The sequence below is a fragment of the Aeromonas sp. S15(2024) genome (genome assembly GCF_041402265.1).
Lineage (GTDB): Bacteria > Pseudomonadota > Gammaproteobacteria > Enterobacterales > Aeromonadaceae > Aeromonas > Aeromonas dhakensis.
In genome coordinates this window covers 481,557-508,501 of the sequence record NZ_JBGLQY010000003.1, presented here as the reverse complement: position 1 = coordinate 508,501, position 26,945 = coordinate 481,557, and the positions used below count along the sequence as shown (strand labels likewise).

The following is a 26,945-nucleotide window of genomic DNA, read 5'->3' as shown; positions in this document are numbered from 1 at the left end:
TCCTTCGGGAGGCGTTTTGTCAGGTAAAACCCGCCATCGGGCAGTTTTTTGTGTGATAACCCCCAAGATGCTTGAGTCCATGTCGCTTTTGCGACACCATTTGGCCACCGCATTGCCACTCGGCACTGCCGTGGCCGCAGCACCCGATTAAAGAGAGAGCCCCATGAGTAAGTTAACTGACAATCTTGACGCCAATTTCCAACTGTTCATCGAAGAAGTCCGCGAGTCGGGTCAGGTGTGGGGTCTGCGCTACGGTGAAGACTGGGTGGTCTGCCGCTCTGCCGAATTCGAAGATGCGGACGTGATGCCGCTCTGGTCCGCCGAAGAGGACGCCCGTCTGCACTGCGTGGACGAGTGGGCCGACTACGAGCCGGAAGTGATCGAGTTGGAAGAGTTCCTCGACATCTGGATCAACGATCTGGACGAAGACGACGTGCTGGTCGGCCCGAACTGGAACGCCGATCTGGAAGGGCAGGAGCTCGAACCCATCGAGCTGGCCAAGGCGCTGGTGGAACTGGACGCCTGAACCAGGCTGCATTGAACCGGGCCTTGGCCCGCGTGACGAGAACCGATATCGTAATGGATGTCGGTTTTTTTATGGCCGGCTTGCAGAATACTGAATGAAAAGGCGATTTGCCTTTGCACCCGCCAAAGGGATGGTCCATCATCAACCTTTTGCCGAGCGGGAGGAGCCATGTTTGTATTCGACGTCACCGGCGCTGCGGGGGAGCGGGCCGAGATCCGGGTTCAGGCGCTGGACTGGGGACAGAGCGGCCCCGTCACCTTTCACTGTGATGACGATCGACTGGCGGTACTGCTGCTGACCGACTGCCGCTGCGATGCGGTGGGCTTCTTCAATCTGCTGGCGGGTTGCAAGCCGCTCTATCTGGAGCAGTGGCTCAGCTATCTGCAGGAGACCGGCCGCATCGCCAAGCAGAGCTGCCAGCTGGAGAGCCCGGCCCAGGAGGATTACCTCGCCAAGGCCGGTCTTGAGAACGAGGAGCTCAATGCCCTGTTGGGGCAGGTCTATCAGGTGGCGGGCTTCAACCGGTTGCAAATCAACCGTTACCTCAAGAATCGCCACAATCCCACCGCCCTGGCGACCCGCTACGATCAGAAGGAGCTGGAGCGCTATCGCCAGCTCAACGACATCATTCTGACTCTGTTGAAGTTGAAGCATCCTCAGTAAAGAGCCCGAGCTGGCTGATGTCCGGCCGAAGCGGCTGGGGCCTGGCGATGAGATAGCCCTGCAAGCCGTCCACATACATGCCCTGCAGCAGCTGCTTCTGGCCCAGTTGCTCGACCCCTTCCGCAATCACCTGGCACCCCATCCGGTGTGACACGTCGACGATCATCCGCACGAACTGCTGATTGGTGAGATCCTGCTCCAGCCCGGTGATGAGGGCAGGATCCAGCTTGATGTAGTCGGGCTTGAGCTCACGAAACAGATTGAACGAGCCGATCCCCTTGCCGAAGTTGCAGATGGCGGAGCGGCTGCCGTTGCGTCTGAGCAGCTCGAACACCCGCTTGGCCCCGGTCAGGTTGCGCTCCAGGTGCTCCTCATCCAGCTCGAACACCAGGTTGGCACTGGTGTTGGGATCGTTGAGCAGCTGTCGGTCCAGCCAGATCAGAAAGGCGCTGTTTTGCAGCAGATTGCTGGAGAGGTTGATGCCCCAGCGACTCTGGTTGGAGCCAAAGGCCCGGTACTGGCGCATGAAGTGGGTCACCAGCATCTGCTCCAGCCGCATCACCATGTCCAGCCGCTGGGCCATGGCAAACAGGGTGTCGGTGGGCAGCACGGTACCGTCGGCGCTGCTGAAGCGGGGGTAGATCTCGTTGTAGGCCAGCATGCTGCGGTGCATCGGCTGGATTGGCTGATAGGTAAAGTCGATCCGCTCCTGCTCCAGCAGCTCGGTCAGCACCAGCTTCCAGTGATGCTGCCCCTGCAGCTCCACCACGTTGTCATCCTGCTGGATGGCCCAACCATTGACCGCCTCGGTCTGGGCGCGGGCCAGCGCCAGATCCGCCCGGGCCAGAATGGCTTCTACCTTCTGGCCGCTGCTGAGCCGGGTCAGCCCCGAGTAGGCGGCGCTCTCCAGCTCATGCTCCTGCTGGTAGTGATCGAAGGCGATCTTCAGATCCCGCCCGAGCAGGGGAGGCGGTATGTTGGCCTCCGGCCGAACCAGCACGGCGAAGTCGGCCCCCGAGATGCGGTAGACCTGATGGCCAGGAAAGCGGTTCACCACCCTGGTGATGAGGTTGGCAATATCCTTGATGTAGGCATCCCCCGACTGAAAGCCGCGCTGGGCGTTGAGCTTGCCAAGCTCGGTGGCGCGGACCAGCACCAGGGTGGCGGTCTGGGTATCCTGATCCCGCTGCAGCAGCTCGGTCATGTCGCGCCGAAAGGCGTGACGGTTTTGCAACTGGGTCAGTTCGTCCTGGGTCGCCTGGTGGTGCAGTTCATTGATCTGGCGGTGGGCATCGAGCTCGGCTTCGTTGAAATGGGCGAGCAGTTGCTGCAGGGCGGCCTGGGCTGTCGGGGTCTCCAGGCAGGTGGGGTCGCGCAGTTGCAGCGCCCGGCACCACACCTGCTCCTGTCTCTCCCGATCCGCCTGTTGCAGCCTCATCACCAGCCGGATCAGCAGGCCAAAGCCGAGCAGGCTGGTGGCGAGGATGAGCAGCAGGGTGAGCGGCGTGCTCACGAAGGCGAGCCAGAGCCCCTGCAGCATCAGCAGGGGAGCACAGATGAGAGCCATCACCATCAGCTGGTTGCTCCCGAGCTTGTTCAACATGGTGTCATCCTTGATGATGTCGTTGATGCTGAAATTCTAACCAAGCTCGCATCGCAAAGCATGCGATCCTGCTCAACTCCTGGAAAAGGGCCAATTGAAATCAGTTAAATGTGAGTGAAACCACTTTCATGACGCCGGAAACAGGCGAAGATGAATCGAGAATGGATCAAAACAAGGCAGAGGTAATTATGTTGTTAGAACCCGTAAATACTGCCAAAGCACGGCAACTATTGAACCAGAGTATGGCCTTGGTGCTCGCGGGGGGACGGGGCAGTCGCCTGAAGCAGTTGACCGACAACCGCGCCAAGCCTGCCGTCCATTTTGGCGGCAAGTTCCGCATCATCGATTTCGTGCTCTCCAACTGCATCAACTCAGGCATTCGCCGGGTGGGGGTGGTGACCCAGTACAAGTCCCACAGCCTGCTGCGTCACCTGCAATCGGGCTGGTCTTTCCTGCGCTATCAGATGAACGAGTTCATCGACCTGCTGCCTGCCCAGCAGCGGGTGGACGAGGTGCACTGGTATCGCGGCACCGCCGATGCCATCTACCAGAACGTCGACATCATCCGTGACTACGGCCCCAAATACATAGTGGTGCTGGCGGGGGATCACATCTACAAGATGGACTATGCCGCCATGCTGCTCGATCACGTGCGCCTCGGCGCCAAGGTGACGGTGGCCTGCATCGAGGTGCCGCGGGCGGAGGCTTCCGCCTTCGGGGTGATGGACATCGACGAGCAGCGCAAGATCCGCGCCTTCGTGGAGAAGCCGGCCAATCCGCCCGCCATGCCGGGTAACGAGCACGTCTCCCTGGCCTCCATGGGCATCTACATCTTCGAGGCGGAGTACCTCTATCAACTGCTGGAGGAGGACATCCACAACCAGGAGTCCAAGCATGACTTCGGCATGGACGTGATCCCGCGCATCGTGGGGGAGGGCAAGGCGTTTGCTCACCCGTTCACCATGTCCTGCGTGGGGGCCAAGGAGGGGCTGAAACCCTACTGGCGGGACGTGGGTACCCTGGATTCGTTCTGGGAGGCCAACATGGATCTCGCTTCCGTGGTGCCCGAGTTGGACATCTATGACGAGAACTGGCCCATCTGGACCAGCCAGACCATGACGCCGCCAGCCAAGTTCGTGCAGGACCGCAACGGCCAGCACGGCATGACCATCAACTCCATGTTTGCGGGGGGGTCGATTGTCAGCGGCTCCTTCGTGCTCAACTCCGTGCTGTTCACCCATGTGCGGGTGCACTCCTTCTGCACCCTGGATCAGGCGGTGATCTTCCCCGGGGTCGAGATAGGTTCCGGCTGCCGCTTGCGCCGGGTGGTGGTGGACAAGGGCTGCAAGCTGCCCGATGGCCTGGTGGTGGGGGAGAACGCGGACGAGGATAGCCGCCGCTTCTATCGCTCCGAGCAGGGCATAGTGCTGGTGACCAAGGAGATGCTGGCCAAGCTGGGGTGATGTCACTGCCAACGCCAGACGCCACAATTAAAAAGGGAGCCGATAAGGCTCCCTTTTGCTGTTCAGCCGGTGGCTGATTATTTCTCGGTGATCAGCGCCTTGGCGGCCATCACCATGGCGGTGCCGTGCTTGCCACCGGCGGCGGTGACTTGCGGGACGCCATCTTCGTCGGTGTCACCACCGGCCCCTTCGATGACGTTCTCGCCGGAGTCGCCGATCCACTCGGCCATCTGCATGCCGCCGTTGACGGTGCCGCGGAACCAGCTCACGTAGCGCTGGGTCAGCTGGGCCAGCTCCAGCGCCGGGGCCTTCTCGCTGCCTTCGTTGCGCAGGTTCAGCATGGCGGAGCGCAGGGCGCCGGAGATGGCGGCCTGGGTCCAGGGGGTGTATTCACCCTGTTTGCCTGCGAGCCAGGTACCGGCCTTCTGGTTGAAGTAGGCCTTGTCGGCGGCGATGAACAGCTCGCGCGCAGCGGTGCGGTACTTGGCATCCGAGGTGGCCAGGAAGGTGGCGGTCAGGCCGCGGATGGCGGCAAACTGGGCGTCGATGGACTGGCCGGCATCGAGCTTGCCACCCAGGGTGATCCCATCGTGCACCAGCCCATTTTTGCCCTTGAGATTGGCGAGGATGAAGTCGGCCTGCTGACGGATCAGCACCAGCGCCTGCTGGCCCTGGGCGGTTTTCAGATTCAGCTCGCCATTGTCACCGGCGGCGTAGCCCACCGGCAGCGCATCCTGGGCGCGCTGGAAGATCTGCAGGGCGACCAGGCTGTAGGCAGCGTCAAAGGTGGTGACGTGCTTGGCCTGTTTGCCGGCCTGCCAGCTGTCCACCAGGGTGCCGGCCTTGGGCTCGAAGTGGAGGGCATTGAGGTTCTTGAACACCATGCCGGAGAGGTTCAGCGCCAGAGAGAAGGCATCGTCACCCGCTACCAGCTTGGCGGCATCGCTGCCCTTGTTGGCGGCCGGTGCGGCGGCGAACGGAGCACCGTCAAACACGGCGTGGAAGGCCGGGTTCTGGTTGGTGTTGGCGCTGCGCTGATCGGTGAAGGCGTAGAACTCGGAGAGCGGCCACAGCATCATCCAGGCGTCGCGCAGCTGGGCGGAGCCATCTACCACCTCCAATTTGCCGATGGCGCCGACCTCGTTCTTGGCCGTCTCGGTCACTTTCACCTGATGGGGGAAGTAGACGATGCCCTTGGCCGGATCGTATTGCGGAGTGATTTTGGCGCCCAGCTGCTTGCCGTCAAAGCCGAGCTGACCCTGCAGGATGGCCAGCTTGTCGATGGACTGCTCGGTCAGCATCATGCCGTTGAAGCCATCGGCGGCAGAGACCCCCAGCTTGTGCTTGCCGTCCTGATCCATGGTGGCGGACGCGGCTTCCACCTCTTCATCGGTCTCGGCCACGTGCATGCCGCCGAGGAAGTCCTGGGACCACATCACCTCTTTGAGCAGGATGCCGCCCACGGCTGCCGGTACCAGCAGGTTGTCACTGCCGCTCCAGCGCAGGGTGGCGTAGTCGCGGAAGTAGGCGGGGACCTGGGTCTTGACGCTCTTCTCGTTGCCCTTGGCGGTCTTGATGGTGATCTGGTCGCCGTTGACCGGGGTGGCGTTCACGGCTTGCGCGAACTCCGGATTGGCGGAGGCGTAGGGCAGGGAGAGGGGATACATGCCTTGCGGCACTTCATCGGCCGGGAAGCCGACCGCATCGGCCATGGCCAGCACCCGCTGGCCAAGGGTGGCCATGGTGCCGCCACGGGCCAGGTTTTGCGGCCCGTTCACCAGGTGCGGGCCCATGCCGGATTGATAGTTGAGGGCGTACATCGCCTCTTCGGAGTATTCATAGGATTCGATGCCGGCGGCGAAGTCGAACGGAGTCGGCTCGTCGGCGCGGTTGGCGTCCAGCACATCCAGATCCAGACCGAGGGCTTCGGCCAGCGGCTCGCCGGAGAGCTCGAATTCGGTGTAGGCCAGCATGTTGGCGGCGGTGTTGAATGTCTTGTCTTCTACCTTGACGGCGGCGTGTGCGGCGCCGCTCAGGAGGGCGCAGGCGATCGCCTGGACCAGTACGGTTTTTCTCATGTCCCTTCTCACCATATGTTTGATTTTATTATGACGCTTCTCATGAATCTAAATGAGAATGGTGTGCATTATGAGGCAAAGGGGGGAGCTTGAGAAGAAAAAACCGCGCCCCTGGAGTTGAAGAGAAGAGGGGCGCGGCGGCAGGCATCACATCAGTTTGAAGGGGATCACCAGTCGACCCGGCTCTACCTTGAGCGCTTCGACCTTCTCCTTGATCCGCGCCTCGTTCTGACGGCTGCCATCGAGCCGATAGACGGGGGTCTGGGAGAGGAAGAGGGAGAGGGACTGGTTGAAGGTGGGCAGCAGCGGGGTGAGGGCGGTGCCCACGTCGGCCGGCTCGGTCTTGACCGAGAGCAGCTCGAGATCGCGCAGATAGATGGCCCCCTGCTCGGCCACGTAGTCGGGGCGGGCGCTCAGGGAGAAGCGGATCTTCATCTGCTGGCTGCCGAGCGGGCTCATCACCTGCAGGTCGCCGGCGGCATCCAGCTCGACCCGGTCAGCCTGGCGGCGACCGATGCGGCTTTGCATCTCATCGAGGCGGATCTTGCTCGACATGATGCCGGGGATCCCCAGCTGTTTTTCGAAGGCGACCCTCTCTTTGAGGTACTGGTTGATCTCCCCTTCGCTGACGTTGTACTGGGTGAGTGAACAAGCCGCCAGCAGCAGGCTGAGGGGGAGCAGAAGCAGGTGCTTTAACATCGAGGATCCCGTGGGTTGAAACAATGGTCATGAAGATGGCGCCATCTTAGGGGTAAATGGCGCTCGCTGCCAGCGCGGGCGGTGAGTCCGCGGTTTTTGTCGCAGCCTCATATGGGGTGTTGGCAGCGGTGCTCATACGGGCAAGAGGGGTCGGCCCTGCACGGCGGGCCACGACGGGCAATATCCACAGATAAGTTCCAGTTTTATCGGCACAAAAATCCCATTGACCGGGGGATTTCAAAGCGAGTATTTTACCGCCGCACAAATACAAATTGATAATCATTATCATTTTGAATCATATTTGAGGGTGTAACGTGGATACTCTTGTGATGGAAAATAGCGCGCCTGCCCAGGCTGCGTCACCGCCCGATTTCTTGTTTACCTCGGGGCAGGGCACGATCAGTGCCACTGACCTGGGCCTGCCTATCACCACCCCCGCCTGTGAATGGCCCTTGCTGGAACAACAGATTGCCGACGCGCTGGCAGCGGCCAGCGCCGCCGGCCAGAGCAACCCCCTGCTGATCGGTGCCTTTGCGTTCGACCCGGCGGAGGCCTCCTGCCTCTATGTGCCCGGCCGCTATAAGCGGGGCGATAAACTGGCCCCGACAGAGCCGTCATCGGTGACAGCGGCCGAGCAGGCCGCCGAGGCCAACCGGGTCATCTCGGTGCAGAGCACCCCGCCGGCCAGCGAATTCCAGGCTTCGGTCAGCGCGGCGCTGGATGCGTTTGCACAAGGCCGGCTGTCCAAGGTGGTGTTGTCGCGCAAGCTGACGCTCACCTTGCATCAGCCCGCCGATCCGAAACGGGTGATGAGCCGTCTGATGGCCCAGAATCCCTACGCCTTCCACTTCTCCCTGCCGCTCGGCCAGGGCCGCCGCCTGCTCGGTGCCAGTCCGGAGCTGCTGCTGCGGGTCAGCGGGGGAGAGGTGTTCACCCATCCGCTGGCGGGTTCCGCCAGACGGGCGAGCGAGCCGGCGCAAGACGAAATGGTCGCCCGAGATCTGCTGGCCTCCCGCAAGGATCAGCATGAACACAAGTTGGTGATCGACGAGATCCGCCGGGTGCTGACCCCCCACTGCCGCGAGCTGGCCATTCCCGCTCATCCCTCGCTGATGAGCACGGATACCCTCTGGCATCTGGGCACTCCCATCGCCGGCCGGCTCAATGGCGGCGAGGCATCGGTGCTCTCCTTGGCCTGCCAGCTGCATCCCACCCCGGCCCTGTGCGGCTATCCCACCGAACTTGCCCGCCAGTTTATCCGCGAGCAGGAGCCCTTCCGGCGTGCCCTGTTCAGCGGCATCGTCGGCTGGTGCGACAGCCAGGGCAACGGTGAGTGGGCCGTGGTGATCCGCTGCGGCGTACTCGATGGCCATCAGGTGGAGCTGTTTGCCGGCGCCGGCATCGTCGCGGGCTCGGATCCCGCCATGGAGTGGGCCGAGACCGGCACCAAGCTGGGGACCATGCTCAAGGCCCTGGGCCTGGATTTGGAGGTGGCGCAATGACGCAGCTTCAATATCTGGGCTGGCCGAGTGGGCAGCCAAATCTGAAAGCCCTAGACCTGAGTCCGGAGGTCGCGCAATGAGCGATACCAACCGCTTCCTGCCCTATACCCGCTGGCCCGACGAATTGGCCCAGCGCTACCGCGCCAAGGGCTATTGGCGCGGCGAGTCGCTGACCGCCATGCTGGCGCGCCAGTGCGAGCTGGCCCCCGACGCCGAGGCCATCCTCTGCGGTGAGCGGCGCTTCAGCTATGGCGAGCTGGACGCCGCCTCGAGCCGGCTGGCCGCAAATCTGGCCCGCCACGGCCTGGGGGTTGGGGATACCGCACTGGTGCAGCTCCCCAACGTGGCCGAGTTCTATCTGGTGTTCTTCGCCCTGCTCAAGGCCGGCATTGCGCCGGTCAATGCGCTCTTTAGCCACAACCGGCTGGAACTCATCTCTTATGCCGAGCAGATCACACCGCGCCTCTTTGTCGGCTCGCTGGCCCATCCACTGTTTGCGAGCAAGGGTCGCGAGAGCGAGCTGCTGACAAGCATAGGCGCCGAACTGGTGCTGCTGGATGGCGATGAGGGGGAGCTGGGGCTGAGCCGCTGGTTCGGCGAGGGGGATGAGGGGAGCTCCCCATCCGTCTCCTTTGCCCCGACCCCCGCGGACGAGGTGGCCTTCTTCCAGCTCTCCGGCGGCAGCACAGGCACTCCCAAGCTCATTCCCCGTACCCATGACGACTATTACTACAGCGTGCGCCGCAGCAACGAAATATGTGGCCTCGGCCCCCATACCCGCTATCTGTGCGCCCTGCCGGCGCCCCACAACTTCCCCCTGAGCTCCCCTGGCGCTTTGGGGGTGTTCGAGGCGGGCGGCACCGTGGTGCTGGCGCCCGATCCCAGCCCCATCAGCTGTTTCCCGCTGATCGCCCGCCACCGGGTCAACCTCACCTCGCTGGTGCCGCCGGCGGTCTCGCTCTGGCTGCAGGCCGCGGAAGCGGACCCCACCGCGCGCACTCAGCTCGAGAGCCTCGACTTGTTGCAAGTGGGCGGCGCCAAGCTGGGGGAGGCGGTGGCCAGCAAGATTGGGCCGCTGCTTGGCTGCCGGCTACAGCAGGTGTTCGGCATGGCGGAGGGGCTGGTCAACTACACCCAGCTCTCTGATCCCGACGAGAAGGTCATTCACACCCAGGGCCGCCCCATGAGCCCGGACGACGAGGTGCGCATCCTCGATGAGGCGGGCAACCCGGTCGCCCCCGGCGAGCCTGGCGCCCTGCACACCCGCGGCCCCTATACCTTCCGCGGCTATTACCAGAGCCCGGCCCACAACGCCCGGGTGTTCGATAGCGAGGGCTTCTACTGCTCCGGCGACCTGGTGGTACAGGATGCTGATGGCTACCTCACAGTGGTGGGGCGGCAGAAGGATCAGATAAACCGGGGCGGCGAGAAGATCGCGGCGGAAGAGGTGGAAAACCAGCTGCTGCACCACCCGGCCATCACCCATGCGGCCCTGGTCTCCATGCCCGACAGCGCCATGGGGGAGAAGAGCTGCGCCTTTATCGTCACCACAGAGCCGGGGCTCAAGCCGCTGGCCTTGCGCAAGTTTCTGCGTGAGCGCGGGGTGGCGGACTTCAAGCTGCCCGACCGTTTCGAAACCCTGGACGCCCTGCCCATGACGGCGGTGGGCAAGATTGACAAGCAGGGGCTGCGGGCGCGCATCGCGCACGCCATCGCCGCCAACCAGTCCCTGACAACAGCATAAAACTAAAAAGGAATCATGACGTTATGGCTATCCCAACCCTGAACAATTACGCCATGCCCAGCCAGTGGAAGGCCAACAAGGTCGACTGGACCCTGGAACCCAAACGCGCCGCCTTGCTGATCCACGACATGCAGGAGTACTTCACCGCCTTCTATGGTGAAAACAGCCCGCTGATCGCAGCCCTCACCGAGCGCCTGGCCGCCGTGCGCAAGCAGTGCAAGGCCCTCGGCATTCCGGTCTTCTACACCGCCCAGCCCAAGGATCAATCCCCTGAAGATCGCGCCCTGCTCAACGACATGTGGGGCCCGGGGCTCAACAAGCGGCCCGAGCAGCAGCAGGTGGTGGCAGCACTCTGCCCAGAGCGTGACGACACCGTGCTGGTCAAGTGGCGCTACAGCGCCTTCCAGCGCTCCGAGCTGGAGCAGATGCTCAAAGAGTTGGGACGGGATCAGCTGATCATCGGCGGCATCTACGGCCATATCGGCTGCATGATGACCGCCTGCGACGCCTTCATGCGCGACATCCAGCCCTTCTTCCTGGCGGACGGGGTGGCGGACTTCTCCCTGGCCGATCACCAGATGGCGCTCGACTACGTGGCGACCCGCTGCGGCAAGGTGATCCGCTGCGAGGAGGTGCTGGCGCTCGCCCCGGCGTCCGCTTCTGCTGCCCAGAGCAATTCGTTGTCCGCCAATCCGTTGCTGACCAATCCATTACTGACCTACGAGGGGCTCAAGGCGCGGCTGCTGAGTCATATCGACGAGGACGAAGGGGAGTTTGATCCTGACGAGAACCTCATCGACTACGGTCTGGATTCGGTACGGATCATGGCCCTGCTCACCGAGTGGCGCGCCGCCGGGGTGGAGCTCGGCTTCGTGGATCTCGCCAAGCTGCCGACCCTCAACGGCTGGTGGCGCCTCATCGAGGCCAAGCTGGCAGCTCAGGCGCTGGAGGTGACCCCATGAACCGCTTCCCCTTGACCATCCCCCAACAGGGGCTCTGGTCCGGACATCTGCTCAATGACGACAAGGCGATGTTCAACACCGCCGAGTGCATCGCCTTCGACGGCAAGGTCGAGGCGGCCGTGCTGGTCGCAGCCCTTGCCAAGGCGGTGGGGGAGTGCGAGGCGCTCAAGGGCCACTTCGAAGACGATAAGGAGGCGGTCTGCTTCGTCCCGGCCGATCTGCCCCTGGCCTATGAAGAGGTCTCCCTCGAGCGCGATGACGAGACGCTGGCCCGCGCCTGGGCCTGGGCCGATCTGCGCCGCCCGTTCGAGCTGACCCAAGAAGCGCCCTGCCGTTTTGCCCTGCTGCGCGGTCCCGGCCGCGATTATCTCTACAGCTGCGTGCACCATATCGCCCTCGACGGCTTTGGCACCACCTTGCTGTTCCAGCGCATCGCCGAGCTCTATGCAGAGGGGCTGGCCGGTGAGATGAACTCCCCATCGCCCTTCGGTTCGTTGGCTGAGGTGCTGGCCGAAGAGGCGAGCCGCGAGCAGAGCGGCAAGAACGACGCCGCCCGCGCCTTCTGGCAGGAGCAGCTGCAAGGCTGGCCCGAGGTGAAGTCCTTTGGCGAGACCCGCGCGCCGATTGCCGCCGACTTTATCCGCGAGAGCCGCCCGCTGCCAGCGGCGCTCTGGCAATCCCTGACCGGCTTTGCCGACGAGCACAAGCTGGGCTGGCCCGATCTGCTGCTGGCTGGCCTCTCTGCCCAGCTGTCGCTTGCGAGCGGCCAGGATAAGACCCTGCTCGGCCTGATGATGATGAACCGCATCGGCTCGGCGTCGCTGACCGTGCCCTGCATGCAGATGAATATCACCCCCTTGGCTCTTGCGCTTGATGAGACGCTGGATCTGGCGGGAGCCGCCGGCGCCGTGGCCAAGGCCAAGCGCGGGGTGCGCAAGCACCAGCACTACCGCTACGAGCTGCTGCGCCGCGACCTTGGCCTGGTGGGGGGCGACAAGCGCCTGTTCGGCCCCCTGGTCAACATCATGCCGTTCGATCACGCTCGCCGCTTCGGGCCGCTATCTGCCCATATTCTCAACATCAGCGCCGGCCCGGTGGAGGATCTCACCATAGAGGTGCAGGTCGGCGTCGATGGTCAGCCCAGACTGGATCTGGACGCCAACCCCGGCTGCTACCAGCAGGGGGATCTGGCGGCCATCGCCGATACTCTGTTTGCCCTGCTGGGGCGCTGGCTGGCCGAGCCCGTCCAGACCCTGGGTGCGCTCAAGGCCGACTGGCTGGCCGAGCAGCGAGCCAGCGGCCTGATCGCCGGCCCCGCCCATGAAGTGATCAAGGCGCGGCCGGTGCTGGAGGCGCTCTGCCACTTCGCCGCCCAGACCCCGGACAAGATTGCCTTGATTCAGAGCACGGCGCAGGGAGAGGCCCGCTTCAGCTACGAGGCGCTGCTGGCCCGCTGCGAGCAGATGGCGGCTGCCCTGCAAGCCGCAGGCGTTGCCCCTGGCGACAAGGTGGGGGTCATGCTGGCCCGGACCCCCCAGGCCATCTTCGCCCAGCTGGCGGTGCTGCTGGTGGGCGCCGTCTACGTGCCGCTCGATCCCGAGCAGCCGCTGGAGCGCCAGGGCCATATTCTGCGGCTGGGGGAGGTCAAGACCCTGATCACCCAGGCCGAGTACCGTCACAAGCTGGCCAGCCTGTTTGAGGGGCGCACCCTGCTGGCGGGGGATCTGGTGAGCGATAACCGCTTGAACCAGCCGGCCGCCGGCCGCGCCGTCGCCTACCTGATGTTCACCTCGGGCTCGACCGGTCTGCCCAAGGGGGTAGCGGTGAGCCACGGCGCGCTGGATCACTTCGCCGCCGCGGCCCGCTGCCGTTATCTTCTGGATGAAGAGGCGCGGATGCTGCAATTTGCCCCCTTCAACTTCGACGCCAGCATCGAGGAGGTGTTCGCCACCCTGAGCGCCGGCGCCACCCTGGTGCTGCGCACCGACGCCCTGCTCGAATCCATGCCCGCCTTTGCAGCCGGGGTGGAGCAGATGGGGATCACCCACCTCGACCTGCCCACCGCGTTCTGGAACGAGTGGGTGGTGGCGCTGACGGCGGGTCAGGCCCACATTCCTGCCGGGCTTACCACCGTCATCATCGGCGGCGAGGCGGTCTATCCCGAGCAGCTGGTCCAGTGGCAGCGTCAGGGCCGCTCCGATGTGCGCCTCTTCAACACCTACGGCCCCACCGAGACGACCGTGGTGGTGACCACCCAGGAGCTGCAGCAGGAAGATCCGAGCCAGACCCAGTTGCCCATCGGCCTGCCGTTGCCCGGCATGCAGGCGCTCATCCTGGGGGCGGGGGAGCAACCTGCCGAGGAAGGCGAGCTGGTGCTGCTCGGCCCGCAGCTGGCCAATGGCTATGTGGGGGGCGTACAAGGGAGCTTTGGCACCCTGCGTGTCGGTGCTGAGCCGATGCCCGTCTATCGCACCGGCGATCAGGTGCGGCTGGTAGACGGCCGGCTGGTCTACCTCGGTCGGCGCGATAACGAATTCAAGATAAGCGGCTATCGCATCCAGCCCGGCGAAGTGGAGGCCCAGCTGCTGGCCCTGCCCGGGGTGGATGAGGCCTGCGTGCAGGGGGTGAGCATCGGCAGCGTGCGCCGGCTGGTGGCCTTCGTGGCGGGGGCGGAGCGCGACAGCCGGGTCATCAAGGCGCAGTTGGCCAGGGTGCTGCCTGCCGCCATGATCCCCACCGACTATCGCCACTATGACCAGCTGCCCCGCACCGGCTCCAACAAGCTGGATCGCAAGGCCCTGCTGGCCGCCTACCAGGCGGGCGGCGAAGCCCTGACCCTGGGCAGCGAGACCGAGAACCGGGTCGGCGCCACCTGGCAGCAGATCCTGGGGCTCGCCACCATGTCGCCTGCCGACAACTTCTTCGAACTGGGGGGCCAGTCCCTGCAGACCATCCAGATAGTCAACCGGCTCGGCGCCGAGTTCGGGGTGCAGGTCAAGGTCTCCGACGTGTTCGATCACCCTCGGCTGGATGACTTCTGCCGTTTCCTCGACGGCCTGCTTGCCGAGGACGAAGAGAGCGTGGAGATGGTGTGGTGATGGATAAGGAGCAACAAGCAATGGCCTTTGATTTCACTGGCAAGCGGGTCTGGGTGACCGGGGCCGGGCGCGGCATCGGCCGCGAGGTGGCGACGCAGTTCGTGGCGGCCGGCGCCGCCGTGGTGGGGCTGGATCTGGCGTTTCCCGAAGCCGACTACCCCTATGCCACCCGGCTGCTCGATATTGGCGACTCGAAGGCGGTCAACGCCTGCTGCGCAGCGCTGCTGGCGGACGGCGGGCTCGATGTGCTGGTCAACGGGGCCGGGGTACTGCGCCTCGGCCCCACCGAAACCTTAAGCGATGACGACTGGCACGACTGCATGACGGTTAACGCCAGCGGCGTCTTCTATCTGCTGCGGGCCCTGGTGCCCCACTTCAAGGGGCAGCAGCACGGTGCCATCGTCACCATCGGCTCCAACGCCGCCCATGTGCCGCGCATGCAGATGGCGGCCTACTGCGCCTCCAAGGCGGCGGTCACCAGCCTGACCCAGACGGTGGGACTGGAGCTGGCCCCCTTCGGCGTGCGCGCCAACCTGGTGTCGCCGGGCTCGACGGATACTCCCATGCTGCGCGGCATGCTGCCAAGCGAGGAGGCCATGGCCCGCACCATTGCCGGGCTGCCGGAGCAGTTCAAGCTCGGCATCCCCCTGCGCAAGGTCGCCACTCCGGCGGAGATCGCCCATACCGTCCTCTTCCTGGCCTCGGATCTGGCCAGCCACATCACGCTGCAGGATCTGGTCGTCGACGGCGGCGCCACCCTGAGTGCCTGAGGCTTGAGAAACAGATGAACAATATGATTTTGCTGTTGAAACAGCTGGAACGGCAGGGGGTCAAGCTGGCGCTGAACGACAAGGGCCAGCTTATCTCCCAGTCGAGCAAGGAGGCGGTGACGCCGGCCATCGGCGCCACCATCAAGGCCCACAAGGATGAGCTGGTGCGCTGCCTGGCGGCCCGTGCCGCCTTCGAGGCGCCCATTCTTGCGCAACGTGATGCCGAGGGTGCCCGGCAGGGGCCGCTCTCGTCCTCCCAGAGCGGGCTCTGGTTTATCGAACAGTATGAAGAGGCCTCCCACCTCTACAACATGCCGGTCTATTTTCGCGTCAAGGGAGAGCTGGACACGGCGGCGCTGGAGTTTGCCTTCGACCACCTGTTTGCGCGCCACCCCAGCATGCGCACCCGCTTCATCAAGGACGAGGCGGGCAGGGGCGCGCAGGAGATCCTGCCCCACACGCCCTTCAAGTTGCAGATTGAGGATGTGAGCGCAGAGCCCGCAGCCGAGCGCGAGGCCTATGTGGCCCGCCGAGTGCGCGAGGAGATAGGCCGCCCCTTCTCCCTGACCAAAGGGGATCTCAGCCGGGTGCATCTTATTCGGCTGGGCAGCCGCGAGCACGTGCTGCTGATCACCCAGCATCACATCATCTCAGACGGCTGGTCGGTCAAGAACATGTTCGCGGATCTCAAGCGCGCCTTTCTTGCCCACCAGAACCGCGAACCCCTGCAAGTGAGCGAGCTGCCGCTCACCTACATCGACTATGCCCGCTGGTTCAACTCACCGCGTTTTCTCGATTATCACGCCGAGTTCAAGCCGTTCTGGGTCGACCGGCTCGGTGGCAGCCCCGAGGTGCACGGTCTGCCGCTCGACAAGCCGCGTCCGGCCCATCAAGACAGTGGCGGCGAGCTGGTCTTCTCCACCATCGACAATGAGCTGTGGGAGAGCTTCAAGCGCCTCTGTCAGCGCCACAGCACCTCCAACTTCATCGGTCTGCACGCCCTGTTTGCCCTGCTGATGGTACGCCAGAGCGGCGAGAAGGAGGTGGTGATCGGCACCCCGCTCGCCTATCGTGAGCGCCACGAGATCGAGTCGCTGGTGGGCTTTTTCGTCAACACCCTGGTGCTGCGCACTCAACTCAGCGGCAAGCCCAGCTTTGTTGACTATCTGCAGCAGTGCCGGGAGGAAGATCTGGCGGCCTTCGATCACCAGCTCTACCGCTTCGAGGCGCTGGCCGAGGCCATCGGCGCTGATCGTACCACCGCCATCAACCCCATCTTCCAGATCATGCTGGTCTATCAGGCCAAGGTGGACTTCAACGATCTCATCCCCGGCTGCCAGCTGGTGGAGGAGACCTCGCCTGTGCTGCCGGCAAAGACCGACATCTCGGTCAAGGTGACCGAGCTGATGGACTCCGTCCGGGTGGACTGGCTGTTTGCCACCGCCCTGTTCGAGCGAGAGACTATCCAGGCTTATGCCGATCGCCTGCTGCACCTGATGCGCGCCGTGGTGGCGGCCCCCGAGACCGACATCTGGCAACTGCCGCTGGAGGCGGGCACCGACCAAGCCGCGCTGGCCGCACAGCTTGCCGACCTGCCGCCGGACTACCCGAGCCGCGACACCCTGCTCTGCCATATCGAGCGGCGGGCCACGCAGTTGCCGGGCGCGCTGGCGGTGAGCGACGGCGCGCAATCGTTGACCTATGGCGAGCTGGAGGTGCGTGCCAACCGGCTGGCTCACTGGCTGCTGGCTCAGGGCGTCACCCCGGGCGCCGCCATCGGCATCCAGGCCAGACGCGATGTCGCCTTCGTCATCGCCCTGCTCGCCTGCTGGAAGGCGGGGGCGGCCTATGTGCCGCTGGATCCTGCCTATCCCGCTGAGCGGCTGGCTCATATCCTCGGCGATGCATCCATCAGCCTGGTGCTGGGGGGCGTGCCGGATCCGCGGCTTGCCGAGGCCATCAAGGGCACGACGGCCGAATATCACGATCTGCACGGGCTGGCGCTGGACAAGATGCCAACCAGCATGCCCGCACTGCCTCGGGACGCCGCCATGCTGGCCCAGATCATCTACACCTCCGGCAGCACCGGCCTGCCCAAGGGAGTCATGGTGGAGCAGGGCAGCCTGGTCAACCTGATGGCGGATCACGGCGAGCGCATCGCCATTGATCAGAGTGGCGCCATGTTCAACTGCATGTCCCTCTCGTTCGATGCGGGCAACATGACCGCCTTGTTGCCGCTCTACTGCGGCGCGGCCCTGCACTTCGGCGAGCCGGGCGAGGGGGTGATCGGTGCCGCGATCGCTCGGGGTGCCAGCCATATGATTTTGCCGACCGCCCTGCTCGCGAACCTGCTGCCACCGGTGGAGCTCGGCTCCCTCAAGGCCATCGGTTTTGGCGGCGAGGCGTGCCCGAGCAGCCTGGTGGAGCGTTGGGGGGAGCGGGTGGCGCTGTTTAACATGTACGGCCCGACCGAGTGCACCGTCACCGCGCTCTGCGCGCGGCTCACCCCGGGGGCGCCCATCACCATAGGTCGACCCGTCAACCACCTGAAGGCGTTGATCCTGGATGAGGCGGGCAACCTCTGCCCGGTGGGGGTGCCCGGCGAGCTCTGCCTGGCGGGGCTGGGGCTGGCCCGCGGTTACCTCAATCTGCCGGAGCGCACCCAGGAGGCCTTTATCGAGCTGGCCTTTGATGCAACGAATGAGGAACGCACATATCGCCTCTATCGCACCGGCGATCGGGCCCTGCTGCGCCGCGATGGCAACATCCAGTATCTGGGCCGGATAGACGAGCAGATCAAGCTGCGCGGCTATCGCATCGAGCCGGGGGAGATAGAGACCCGGCTTGCCGAATTGTGCCCGTCCATTCGTCAGATCAAGGTGGTGGTGCAGGAGGGGCGCCTGCTGGCGTATGCCTGTTTGCAGGCCGGGGCGAGCGAGCCCGACGGCGATGCCCTGCTGCAGCGGGCCGGCGAGTGCCTGCCCGAATACATGGTGCCGGCGCGCCTCTGCTGGCTGCCCGAGATGCCACTCACCCCCAACGGCAAGCTGGACTTGCGCCGCCTGCCCGCCATCGTCTGGCAGCAGAGCAAGGGCGAGCCGCAAAACGCACTGGAGCAGACCGTGCTTGCCATCTGGCAAGGGGTGCTCAAGCAGCCGCTCGGGGTGGAGGATGACTTCTTCCGCTTGGGCGGTGACTCCATCCTCAGCATCCAGCTCACTACCCGGTTGCGGGATGCGGGGCTGCACTGCAGCGTGAAGGACGTGTTCGAAGCCAAGACGGTGCGCCGCCTCTGCCGCCAGCTCTGCCAGCAGCAGGCCGTCAGCCACAGGAGCGAGCAGGGCAGCCTGACCGGCGAGTTCCCGCTCCACCCCATTCAGCACTGGTTCTTCGAGCAGGGCTTTGCCAGGCCCGGTCACTGGAACCAGGGGGTGATCCTGCGCCTGCCGGCCGGGGTGGACGATGAGGCCCTGCGCGGCTGGCTGGATACCCTGCGCCAGCACCACGATGCCCTGCGCCTGGCGGTGACCCCGACCGGCCAGCGCTACCTGGCCGAGCTGGCGCTGCCGCCGCTACCGACCCTGGATGCCGCCAATCTCGATGAGGCCGAACTGCAGGCCCGCCTGACCGAGCTGCAGGGAGATTTCGACCCTGCCAGCGGCCACACCCTGGCCTGGGCCCGCCTGCGCAATCTCTCCTTGGAGGGCGATCGCGAGGGGGATCGCGAGACGGTGGAGGGGCTCTTCCTCGCCTTCCATCACCTGGTGATCGATGCGGTCTCCTGGCGCATTCTGGCCGAAGATCTGGCCCGGGTGAGCAGGGGCGAGCCGCTGCCCGCCAAGGGCAGCAGCTATCGCCAGTGGGGTGAGGGGCTCGCGGCCTACGCCAAACGGGAAGAGGATCAGCTTGGCTTCTGGCTGGCGCAGGGGGAGGGCAGCCAGGGTCAGCTGCTGGAAGCGGCGCGCGCCGCCGATGGCCGCGCCGCCGCCAGCCTGCTGCAGCTGAGTCAGGAGACCACGGCTCGTCTCATCGACACCGCCAACCAGGCCTACTTCACCCGGGTGCCCGACCTGTTGCTGGCGGCCCTGACTCGTACCCTGAGCGAGCAGGGTTACGGCAGCCGTCATTGCGTGATGCTGGAAGGACACGGCCGTGAGGCCATCGATGCGGAACTGGACGTGAGCCGTACCCTCGGCTGGTTCACCAGCACCTATCCGCTGGCGCTAGCGGATGCCGGGGCGTGGGATGCGCTGGTGTGCGCCACCAAGGAGCAGCTGCGCGCCGTGCCGAACAAGGGGGTGGGTTTCAACGCCCTGCGGCTGCACCACCCACGTGGTTGGGAGCTGCCCGAAGCCCTGGTGGTCTTCAACTATCTGGGGGTCAGTCATCAGGGCGAGGTTGCTCAGCCCTGGCAGCCCCTGCCGATGGCACCGGGGGCTCCCACGTCCCCTGACAACCTGCCGCGCGAACTTGTGAGCCTGCACGGTGGCGTCTACAACGGCCGCCTCACCCTGCGCCAGGTGGGCGCCCTCAACCAGCAGGCGAGCGACGCCCTGATGGCGCGGCTGGCGGACAACCTGACGGCGCTGGTGGAGCACTGCTGCGCGGTGAAGGCTCCGCGCCACACCCCGAGCGACTTCCCGGGGATCGCTCTCTCGCAAGCCGCGCTCGATCGGGTGCTGAGCGGGCGCGAGGTGGAGACCCTGCTGCCCATGACCTCGCTTCAGCAGAGCATGTTCCATCACAGGGCGTTGCTGCCCCGGGATCACGCCTATCACCTGCAGACCGAGTTCGACTATCACCAGCCGCTGGACGTGGCGGTCTACCGTCAGGCCTGGCAGGGGCAGATCGCCCGCTGGCCAGCCCTTCGCAGCGAACTGGTGCTGGCGGACGGGGTGGCGCTGCAGCGCATCATGAAGTGCGCCGAGTTGCCATTCCACTATGAGGACTTGTCTGAAGTGGGAAATGCAGAGGCACGGGTCCAGGCCTACCGCGAGCAGGATCTGGCCCGCCCGATCCCGCTGGAGCAGGCACCCCTGCTGCGTCTTGCCTGCTTCAAATTGGCCCCCGATCACCACAAGGTGATCTTCAGCGCCCATCACGGCGTGCTGGATGGCTGGAGCGGCCCCGTGTTGCTGGGTTCCCTGCATCGCGGCTATCAGGCGCTGATGAACGGCCTGTTGCCTCAGGGCGAGCCGGATACCGCCTGGCTCGAATTTGGTCGCCATATCGCCAGCCAAGCCCGCAGCGCCGACGCCTACTGGCAGGGGCGGGGCGAGCTCTTGGCCAAGCCCAACGATCTCGCCTGCCTGTTCGGGGTGACGCTGGACGCTAGCTCAAGCGGGCGCCATACCCAGCAGCGACCGGCGCTGTGTGCCACGATGCTGCCGACCGAGGTGGCAACCTTGCTCGCGAGCCGTGCCCGCGACCTTGGCGTGACTGCTGGCCTGTTGGCCCAATATGCCTGGCACCGTCTGCTGGCACGCCGCTCTGGTGATGCCGTCACCCTGGTGGGCAACGTGACCCCGGGCCGGGATTACCCCATCGAGGGGATCACCGCGTGCGTCGGGCTCTACATCAACAGCCTACCGCTGGCGCTGGCGTGGCGCACCGAGCTGACCCTGGCCGAGCATATCGCCCGGTTGCAGGCCGATCTGATGGCGCTTAATGAGCACGGCACCCAGTCGCTGGCGGCACTGACCAAAGGTCGGGCGCGCCTGTTCCAGAGCCTGTTCGTGTTCGAGAACTACCCCATGCCGGCGGCCCCTGCCGCCCCCGAACCCCACCAGCTGGTGCCGCGCTTTGGCGCCGTGGTGGAGAAGGTGGAGCTTCCTCTGTCGCTCGTGGTCAGCAGCCGGGGCGAGACGCTCCAGCTGCGCCTCGAGTTCGATGGCGAGCAGATCCCCGAGGCCCGGGCCGAGGCGGTGCTTGCTGACTGGCTGGCCGAGCTTGGCTGGCTGGCGCAGGCGGATCTGGGCCAGCCGGCCAGAGTGGCGACGGCCGCGCCGTTCCCAGCGAAAGGGGCTGCCACACCATCGACAGCCACTGCAGCGACAGTCACGCAAGTGGCCGCCACCAGAGCTGAGCCCGGCCTGGCTCAGCCACCGGCCGAGGCCCGCGCGCTGGTGGCCCTGTGGGAGCGCCAGTGCGGCGTGCCCGGCATCTGGCAGCAGACCCTGTGTGAACTCGGGGTGGATTCGGTACAGCAGCTCGCCCTGCTGGCGGCCATCAACGAGGCGTTTGGCCAGGATCGGGCGCAGCTCACCCTGCAAACCCTCAAGGCTCATCCATCCCCCAGCCGGCTCTATCAGCACTGGCTGGTGCGCCAAACGGAGGCCGTGCTATGACGGTGACCATCAAGCATAAGGCCCCGGCCGTGTCACCCCTGAGAGGCGCCCCCAAGGGGGTGGCCAACCTGGGCACGCGGCTGGCGGCTTGCCTCGCTGCCACCCCGCTGGCCCCCGCCATTCGTATGGGCGGGGAGGGGATCAGTGAGGGCGGCTCAGATGAGCAGTGGCTCAGCTACGGCGCGCTCAATGATCGCGTGGCCCAAATTGCCGCCCGCTTGCAGGGGCTGGCGGTGGGGGAGCGGGTCGGCCTCTATCTCTCCCGCAGCCCTGATCTGGTGGCCAGCCTGCTGGCTTGCCTGCGCCTCGGTCTCACCTTCGTGCCCCTTGAACCGGATTTTCCGGTGGAGCGGCTGCAGGGGATCGCCCGCCAGGCGCGCCTGTCGGCGGTGATCTGCGATGGCGACAGGCTGGCCCCCGTCTTCGGCTGTCCGCTGCGCACCCTCGATGGGCCGGCAGCGGCAGGGCCCGTCTCCTGGCCCCAGGTGGATGACGCCCTGGCTGCCTACATGATGTTCACCTCGGGCTCCACCGGTGAGCCCAAGGGGGTGGTCATCAGCCGGCGGGCCCTGCTCTGCTTCCTCGACGGGATCCGCGAGCGGCTCGGGCTCTCACCGAGCTGCCACTGGCTCTTCATCACCACCCCGGCCTTCGACATCTCCCTGCTGGAGATGCTGGGGCCGCTCTGGGGCGGTGGCCGGCTGACGGTGGCCGGCGGCGAGCACAACAAGGATCCGCTGGGGATGCAGGCGTTGCTCGAGGCCGACCCCTCCATCAACTGGCTGCAGGCCACCCCGGCCTGCTGGCGCATGCTGCTCAAGGCCGGCTGGCAGGGGCGCAATTCCCTCACCGCCCTGTGCGGTGGCGAGGCGCTGGATTTGGGATTGGCCGAGCAGCTCTGTGCTCGCACCCGGCGGCTGTGGAACTGCTATGGGCCCACCGAGGCCACCGTCTGGTCGCTGGTGAGCGAGGTGCGCTGGCCACCGACTGATGGCCAGATCACCATCAACCACAGCCTGCCCGGCTATCGGCACTGGGTGCTGGACGAGGCGGGGCGGCCGGTGGCAGAGGGAGAGTGCGGCGAGCTCTGCATCGAGAGCCCGGCCCTGTGCGAGGGGTACTGGCGCAAGCCGGCCTTGACCCGCGCCGCCTTCCTGCGCCTTGCCACCCATCGCCTCTATCGCACCGGCGATCGGGTACGGCGGCTGGGGACGGACCATTTCCTCTATCTGGGGCGGCGCGACGATCAGGTCAAGCTGCGCGGTTTTCGCATCGAGCTCGGCGAGGTGGAGGCGGGGCTGCGCCGTCAGGCCGGGGTGCAGGAGGCGGCGGTGCGTCTGGTGGGCGAGGGGGACGAGGCCATGCTGGTGGGCTATGTGGAGGCGAAAAGCGGGGTGACTCTCAACCGGCTGGCCCTGCGCAAGGGGCTGCAGGCGACGCTGCCGCACTACATGGTGCCGGCGCGGCTCATCCTGCTGGATGCCCTGCCCAAGACCGGCAGCGGCAAGCTGGACAGAAAGGCGCTGCCCTTGCCGGAATAAGTTGGACGTTAAAAGCCATGGATAAAAAAGAAGCCCGCAGATGCGGGCTTCTTTGTGGGCGCTCATCGCAAGAGCTTATTGGGTGATGGGGGCCGCATCGGGTTTGGCCAGCAGCTGCTCGACGTCGTCGATCACCTTGAGGGCCGCCTGGGGGCCGCCGGTGGAGGTCCAGAGCGACCCATCCACGGCGCCGAAGCGCTTGCTCTTGATGGCGCCGAGCTGCTGGAAGGCCGGGGTCTGTTCGGCCTGCTTCATGGCATCCACCGCATCGCCGCTGGCGCTCAGGGTGCCGATCACCAGCCAGTCGCCGTCCAGCAGGTTGAGGGATTCGAGGCTCAGGGCCGGGGAGTGGGGGGTCTTGTCACCGATCTGGTGGGTCGGCCGGGTCAGCCCCATCTCTTCCACCACGCTGCTGGCGAAGGTGCCGCTGTGCATGTAGCTCGGGCCCTTGGGGTTCCAGCGCACTATGCTCAGGCGCTCGCCCTGATGCTTGGCGAGCTTGCTGCGGGCTTGGTGCAGGCGGGCGTCATACTGGGCGAGGAAGGTCTTGGCTTCGGCGTCCCGGTTCAGCACGTGGGCGCTGCGATTGAAGATCTCTTTCCAGGAGTCACCCCAGTTGCCGGTGACCACGGTGGGGGCGATCTCCTTGAGCAGGGCCAGCAGCTCGGGCTTGGTCTGGCCGGTGAGGATGAGGTCGGGTTCCAGATCGATCAGCTTCTCCAGGTTGGGGTTGTCCAGATCGCCGACCACGGCGATCTCCTTGCCTGCCTGTTGCAGCAGGTAGCGGGGCAGGGTGGACTGGCCACGGCCATTGACGGTGCCGACCGGTTGCAGCCCCAGGGTCAGGGCGCTGTCCAGATCGATTTCGCTCAGTACCACCACCCGCTTGGGCTGGGCCGGTACGACCTGAGTCTTGCCGTCGGCATCGGTCACCTGACGGGTCTCGCTGCCGGCCTGTGCCTGGAAGCCGACCAGGCTGGCCAGCATCAGCACGGCAGCCAGGGGAGAGGAGATCTTCATCGTTACATCCTTCTTGGTGAAATCAGTGGAACACTGGGTCCCAAACGGGCGAACTCATGCTACCACAAATTCAAATGATAAGAATTGTCATTTGTGTTTGTGGTGTGTGGAGGGAGCAATTTGCTACCATGCGGGCTCATCCACCAAGGGCTCTTCGTGATGTTCATTGCCACCGCGCCAGCCTGTTCACTGGACCGCTTTATCGTGCAGGCCGACAGCCTGCCGCTGCCCGGCGCGGCGCATCTGGCGCTGCAACGGGTCTGCTTTGACCCCGCCGCCTTCACCCCGGCCTGTTACGATGCGGCCGGCATGGTGCTGCCCGCCAGCTTGCAGCGCGCGGCCCCCAAGCGGCTGGGGGAGTTTCTGGCGGGGCGTCTTGCGGCCCGCGAAGCCCTGCGCCCCTTCAACCTCGCGGAGCACCCCGTGGCCATCGGCAACGCCCGCGAACCCTGCTGGCCTGCGGGGTTTGAGGGCAGCATCAGCCACAGCCTGTTGCAAGGGCGCGGCATGGCCCTGTGTGCGGCGCGCCCCGGCCGGGCGGGGATGGGGCTGGATCTGGAGGGCTGGCTGGCAGAGGGGCAGGCGAGCGAGCTCTGGCCCGGCATTGCCAGCGGGGAGGAGTGGGCCCGGCTGGCGGCCGCTGCCCCTGCCATCGGCCTGAGCAGGGCTGAGGCGCTCACCTTGATCTTTTCGGCCAAGGAGAGCCTGTTCAAGGCGCTCTACCCCAGGGTGGGGCGCTATTTTGATTTTCTCGATGCCCGCTGGCTGACCATGACGGAGCAGACCCTCACCCTCGAACTCGTGGACTCGCTGACCCCGACACTGCCCGCCGGTTGGCGCTGTACGCTCTACTGGCAGCCAATGTACTGGCAGGCACTGCATTGGCAAACAGGGCACTGGCAAACACGGCCGGGCGGGGTGCTCACCAGCCTGCTGCTGTGAGTGGCGGTGCGCCGAGCTGCAAACATCCAAAAACCGCCTCTCGGTGGTTTTTGGATGGGGCTCAGGCCTGCTGCTTCATGGCAAAGGCGTGCGGCCTGCGGCGCGGCACTATGATGGGGGCGCCGTCGCCGGGGGCGTGCAGTATGTCCACGTCGGTTTGGTAGAGGCGGTCGATGAGGGACTTGGTCACCACCTCGCGGGCCGGCCCCATGGCCTGGATGCCACCATCCCCCAGCGCGATCAGCTCGTCGCAGTAGCGGGCGGCGGTGGCGAGATCGTGGATGACGATGAGCACCGTCTTGCCCTCGGCGGTGATCTGGTGGATGGCCTCCATCACCTCGGTCTGGTGACCGATGTCGAGGGCGCTGGTGGGTTCATCCAGCAGGATGATGTCCGCATCCTGGGCCAGCACCATGGCGAGCCACACCCGCTGGGCCTGGCCGCCGGAGAGGGAGCTGGCGCTCTGCTGCAGAATGTCGCCCAGCTGCATCCGCTCGCAGGCCCAGCGTACCATGCGGGCATCCTCCTCGCTCCACTGATTGAACCAGCCCTGATGGGGATGGCGGCCGTACTGCACCAGCTGCTCGACCTGGATGCCGGCGGGCACCAGCGGGCGCTGGGGCAGGTAGGCGAGCTCGCGGGCCAGCGCCTTCTTGCCGTAGCTTGCCAGCGGCTTGCCCTTGAGCAGGATCTCGCCGGCCTGCTGTTGCTCCTGGCCCGCCAGCAGTTTGAGCAGGGTGGACTTGCCGCCGCCGTTGGGGCCAACGATCCCCACCAGCTTGCCCTGGGGAATGGTGAAGGAGATGTCCTTGAAGACGGGCTTGTGCTGATAGCCAAATTGCAGGTGATTGATGGTGAGCGTCATCAGGTGGCCCTCGGTCTGTCTTGAAAATGGATGAATGGCATCGTCAGTCGGCCTTCTGGCGGTCTTTGAGCAGGATGAACAGCAGCAGCAGGCCGCCGAGAATGCGGGTCATGATGCCGGTGGCCACCTCGTGGGGGCTGGCCAGCACCCGTACCAGGGTGTCGCTGGCCAGCAGCAGCAGGGCGCCGCACAGGGCGGCAATCCACAGCGGCACGATGCGATCCCGGCTGAGCCAGGAGGCGAGCACAGGGGCCGCCATGGCGATGAACACCACCGGGCCGCCGATGGCGGTGCCGAGCGCCGCGACGACGATGGCCTGGGCCAGCACGCCGAGCTGCACCCGATTGACGTTCACCCCCAGACTCTGGGCGGTGACGGGGCCGAGGCGCAGCACGCCGAGGGCCCGGGAGAGATAGATAATCCAGGGGCAGACCAGCAGGATCAGGATCCCCACCGGCAGCACTGTGCTGTAACCCTGGCCGACGAAGTTGCCCATGTTCCACAGGTAGAGGCTGGTGAGGTGCACCAGCGACTGGGTGGACATCACGAACTGGCCGATGGCGTTCATCAGCTCGGAGACGCCGATGCCGATCACCACGAACAGGTAGCCCTGTTCCCCCGGCTTGTTGCACAGGGCATAGAGCACGGCGGCGGCAAACAGGGCGCCGAGCGGCGCGGCCCACCAGGGCCAGCTGCCGAGGGTCAGGTAGAGGGAGAAGGCGATGATGGCCAAGGAGGCCCCCTCGTTGACCCCGATCATGTCCGGGGTGGCGAGGCGGTTGCGAATGAGGGTCTGCACCAGGCAGCCGGAGAGGCCCATGGCCGCTCCCGCTACCAGCACGGCGACGATGCGCGGCAGCCGGATCTTGAAGACGGTCACCTCGCTCAGCCGGTTGCCCTCGCCAAGCAGGGTCTGGATCACCCCCAGCATGGTGAGCTTACCGGAGCCCAGGGTCAGCGCCAGCAGAGAAAGCAGCACCAGGGCCACCAGGAGCCCCAGCGTGATGAGCCAGGCGCGGCGGTGCAGCAACAGGGTGCGGCTGCCAATGCGCAGGCAGATGGTGCCGGTGGGAAGCGCCGTGTTGGGGGAGGGATGGATGGAATTGTTCATGAGGCAGGCAA

General features: G+C 65.4%; 17 protein-coding genes. 11 read left to right on the top strand and 6 right to left on the bottom strand.

Annotated elements, in window-relative coordinates; all coding sequences use genetic code 11:
- The first annotated feature begins 163 nt into the window (after window positions 1-163).
- Entirely contained in the window at window positions 164-526 is a 363-nt protein-coding gene (locus ACB033_RS09520; RefSeq protein ID WP_005301823.1) for a DUF2750 domain-containing protein, read from the top strand.
- Window positions 527-694: 168 nt separating this feature from the next.
- Window positions 695-1,189 carry a hypothetical protein gene (locus ACB033_RS09515; protein ID WP_017765835.1) on the top strand — a complete coding sequence of 165 codons (495 nt, stop codon included), beginning with the start codon at window positions 695-697 and terminating at the stop codon, window positions 1,187-1,189.
- Here ACB033_RS09515 and ACB033_RS09510 read toward each other — a convergent pair.
- Entirely contained in the window at window positions 1,152-2,792 is a 1,641-nt protein-coding gene (locus tag ACB033_RS09510; RefSeq protein WP_017765834.1) for an EAL domain-containing protein, read from the bottom strand. The two genes, ACB033_RS09515 and ACB033_RS09510, sit on opposite strands and share 38 nt — an antisense overlap.
- Before the next feature lie 188 nt (window positions 2,793-2,980).
- Between ACB033_RS09510 and glgC the strand changes: the two genes are divergently transcribed.
- Window positions 2,981-4,255, top strand: coding sequence for a glucose-1-phosphate adenylyltransferase (glgC, locus tag ACB033_RS09505; RefSeq protein WP_005301813.1), 1,275 nt, complete (start codon window positions 2,981-2,983; stop codon window positions 4,253-4,255).
- A gap of 77 nt (window positions 4,256-4,332) precedes the next feature.
- Here glgC and ACB033_RS09500 read toward each other — a convergent pair whose 3' ends face one another.
- Together ACB033_RS09500 and ACB033_RS09495 are read right to left on the bottom strand one after the other, a co-directional pair.
- Window positions 4,333-6,333: a hypothetical protein gene (locus ACB033_RS09500; protein ID WP_139724741.1), complete on the bottom strand. Its 2,001-nt coding sequence runs from the start codon at window positions 6,331-6,333 to the stop codon at window positions 4,333-4,335.
- A gap of 147 nt (window positions 6,334-6,480) precedes the next feature.
- Window positions 6,481-7,032: a lipoprotein gene (locus tag ACB033_RS09495; protein WP_017778915.1), complete on the bottom strand. Its 552-nt coding sequence runs from the start codon at window positions 7,030-7,032 to the stop codon at window positions 6,481-6,483.
- A 314-nt stretch (window positions 7,033-7,346) separates the two neighbouring features.
- Between ACB033_RS09495 and ACB033_RS09490 the strand changes: the two genes are divergently transcribed.
- The 7 genes from ACB033_RS09490 (at window position 7,347) to amoH (ending at window position 22,996) form a co-directional block, all read left to right on the top strand.
- Window positions 7,347-8,534 carry an isochorismate synthase MenF gene (locus ACB033_RS09490; RefSeq protein WP_139724743.1) on the top strand — a complete coding sequence of 396 codons (1,188 nt, stop codon included), beginning with the start codon at window positions 7,347-7,349 and terminating at the stop codon, window positions 8,532-8,534.
- Window positions 8,535-8,610: 76 nt separating this feature from the next.
- Complete coding sequence (locus ACB033_RS09485) at window positions 8,611-10,278, top strand: (2,3-dihydroxybenzoyl)adenylate synthase (protein ID WP_139724745.1); 1,668 nt, start codon at window positions 8,611-8,613, stop codon at window positions 10,276-10,278.
- A gap of 23 nt (window positions 10,279-10,301) precedes the next feature.
- Window positions 10,302-11,240, top strand: coding sequence for an amonabactin biosynthesis bifunctional protein AmoB (gene amoB, locus ACB033_RS09480; protein WP_371140479.1), 939 nt, complete (start codon window positions 10,302-10,304; stop codon window positions 11,238-11,240).
- Window positions 11,237-14,338, top strand: a complete 3,102-nt coding sequence (gene amoF, locus ACB033_RS09475; protein WP_371140478.1) for an amonabactin biosynthesis non-ribosomal peptide synthetase AmoF — start codon at window positions 11,237-11,239, stop codon at window positions 14,336-14,338. Before amoB ends, amoF begins: the two co-directional genes overlap by 4 nt.
- A 20-nt stretch (window positions 14,339-14,358) precedes the next feature.
- A complete protein-coding gene (amoA, locus tag ACB033_RS09470) occupies window positions 14,359-15,108 on the top strand; it encodes an amonabactin biosynthesis protein AmoA (protein ID WP_139724751.1) in 750 nt (249 codons plus the stop codon).
- A gap of 14 nt (window positions 15,109-15,122) precedes the next feature.
- A complete protein-coding gene (gene amoG / locus ACB033_RS09465) occupies window positions 15,123-21,455 on the top strand; it encodes an amonabactin biosynthesis non-ribosomal peptide synthetase AmoG (RefSeq protein ID WP_139724753.1) in 6,333 nt (2,110 codons plus the stop codon).
- On the top strand, window positions 21,452-22,996 hold the full coding sequence (gene amoH / locus ACB033_RS09460) for an amonabactin biosynthesis glycine adenylation protein AmoH (protein ID WP_139724755.1): 1,545 nt from the start codon (window positions 21,452-21,454) through the stop codon (window positions 22,994-22,996). Before amoG ends, amoH begins: the two co-directional genes overlap by 4 nt.
- Window positions 22,997-23,071: 75 nt before the next feature.
- Here amoH and ACB033_RS09455 read toward each other — a convergent pair whose 3' ends face one another.
- The gene (locus ACB033_RS09455) at window positions 23,072-24,016 is read right to left on the bottom strand and encodes an amonabactin ABC transporter substrate-binding protein (RefSeq protein WP_139724757.1); all 945 of its coding nucleotides are present in this window, start codon (window positions 24,014-24,016) and stop codon (window positions 23,072-23,074) included.
- 156 nt (window positions 24,017-24,172) lie between these two features.
- On the opposite strand from ACB033_RS09455, the gene amoD reads away from it, so the two are divergent.
- Complete coding sequence (gene amoD / locus ACB033_RS09450; RefSeq protein WP_162519828.1) at window positions 24,173-24,958, top strand: amonabactin biosynthesis phosphopantetheinyl transferase AmoD; 786 nt, start codon at window positions 24,173-24,175, stop codon at window positions 24,956-24,958.
- 61 nt (window positions 24,959-25,019) lie between these two features.
- Here the strand turns inward: amoD and ACB033_RS09445 are convergent, their stop codons facing one another.
- Entirely contained in the window at window positions 25,020-25,823 is an 804-nt protein-coding gene (locus ACB033_RS09445) for an amonabactin ABC transporter ATP-binding protein (protein WP_139724761.1), read from the bottom strand.
- A 43-nt stretch (window positions 25,824-25,866) separates the two neighbouring features.
- Window positions 25,867-26,934: an amonabactin ABC transporter permease subunit 1 gene (locus ACB033_RS09440; protein ID WP_162519829.1), complete on the bottom strand. Its 1,068-nt coding sequence runs from the start codon at window positions 26,932-26,934 to the stop codon at window positions 25,867-25,869.
- Window positions 26,935-26,945: the final 11 nt, after the last annotated feature.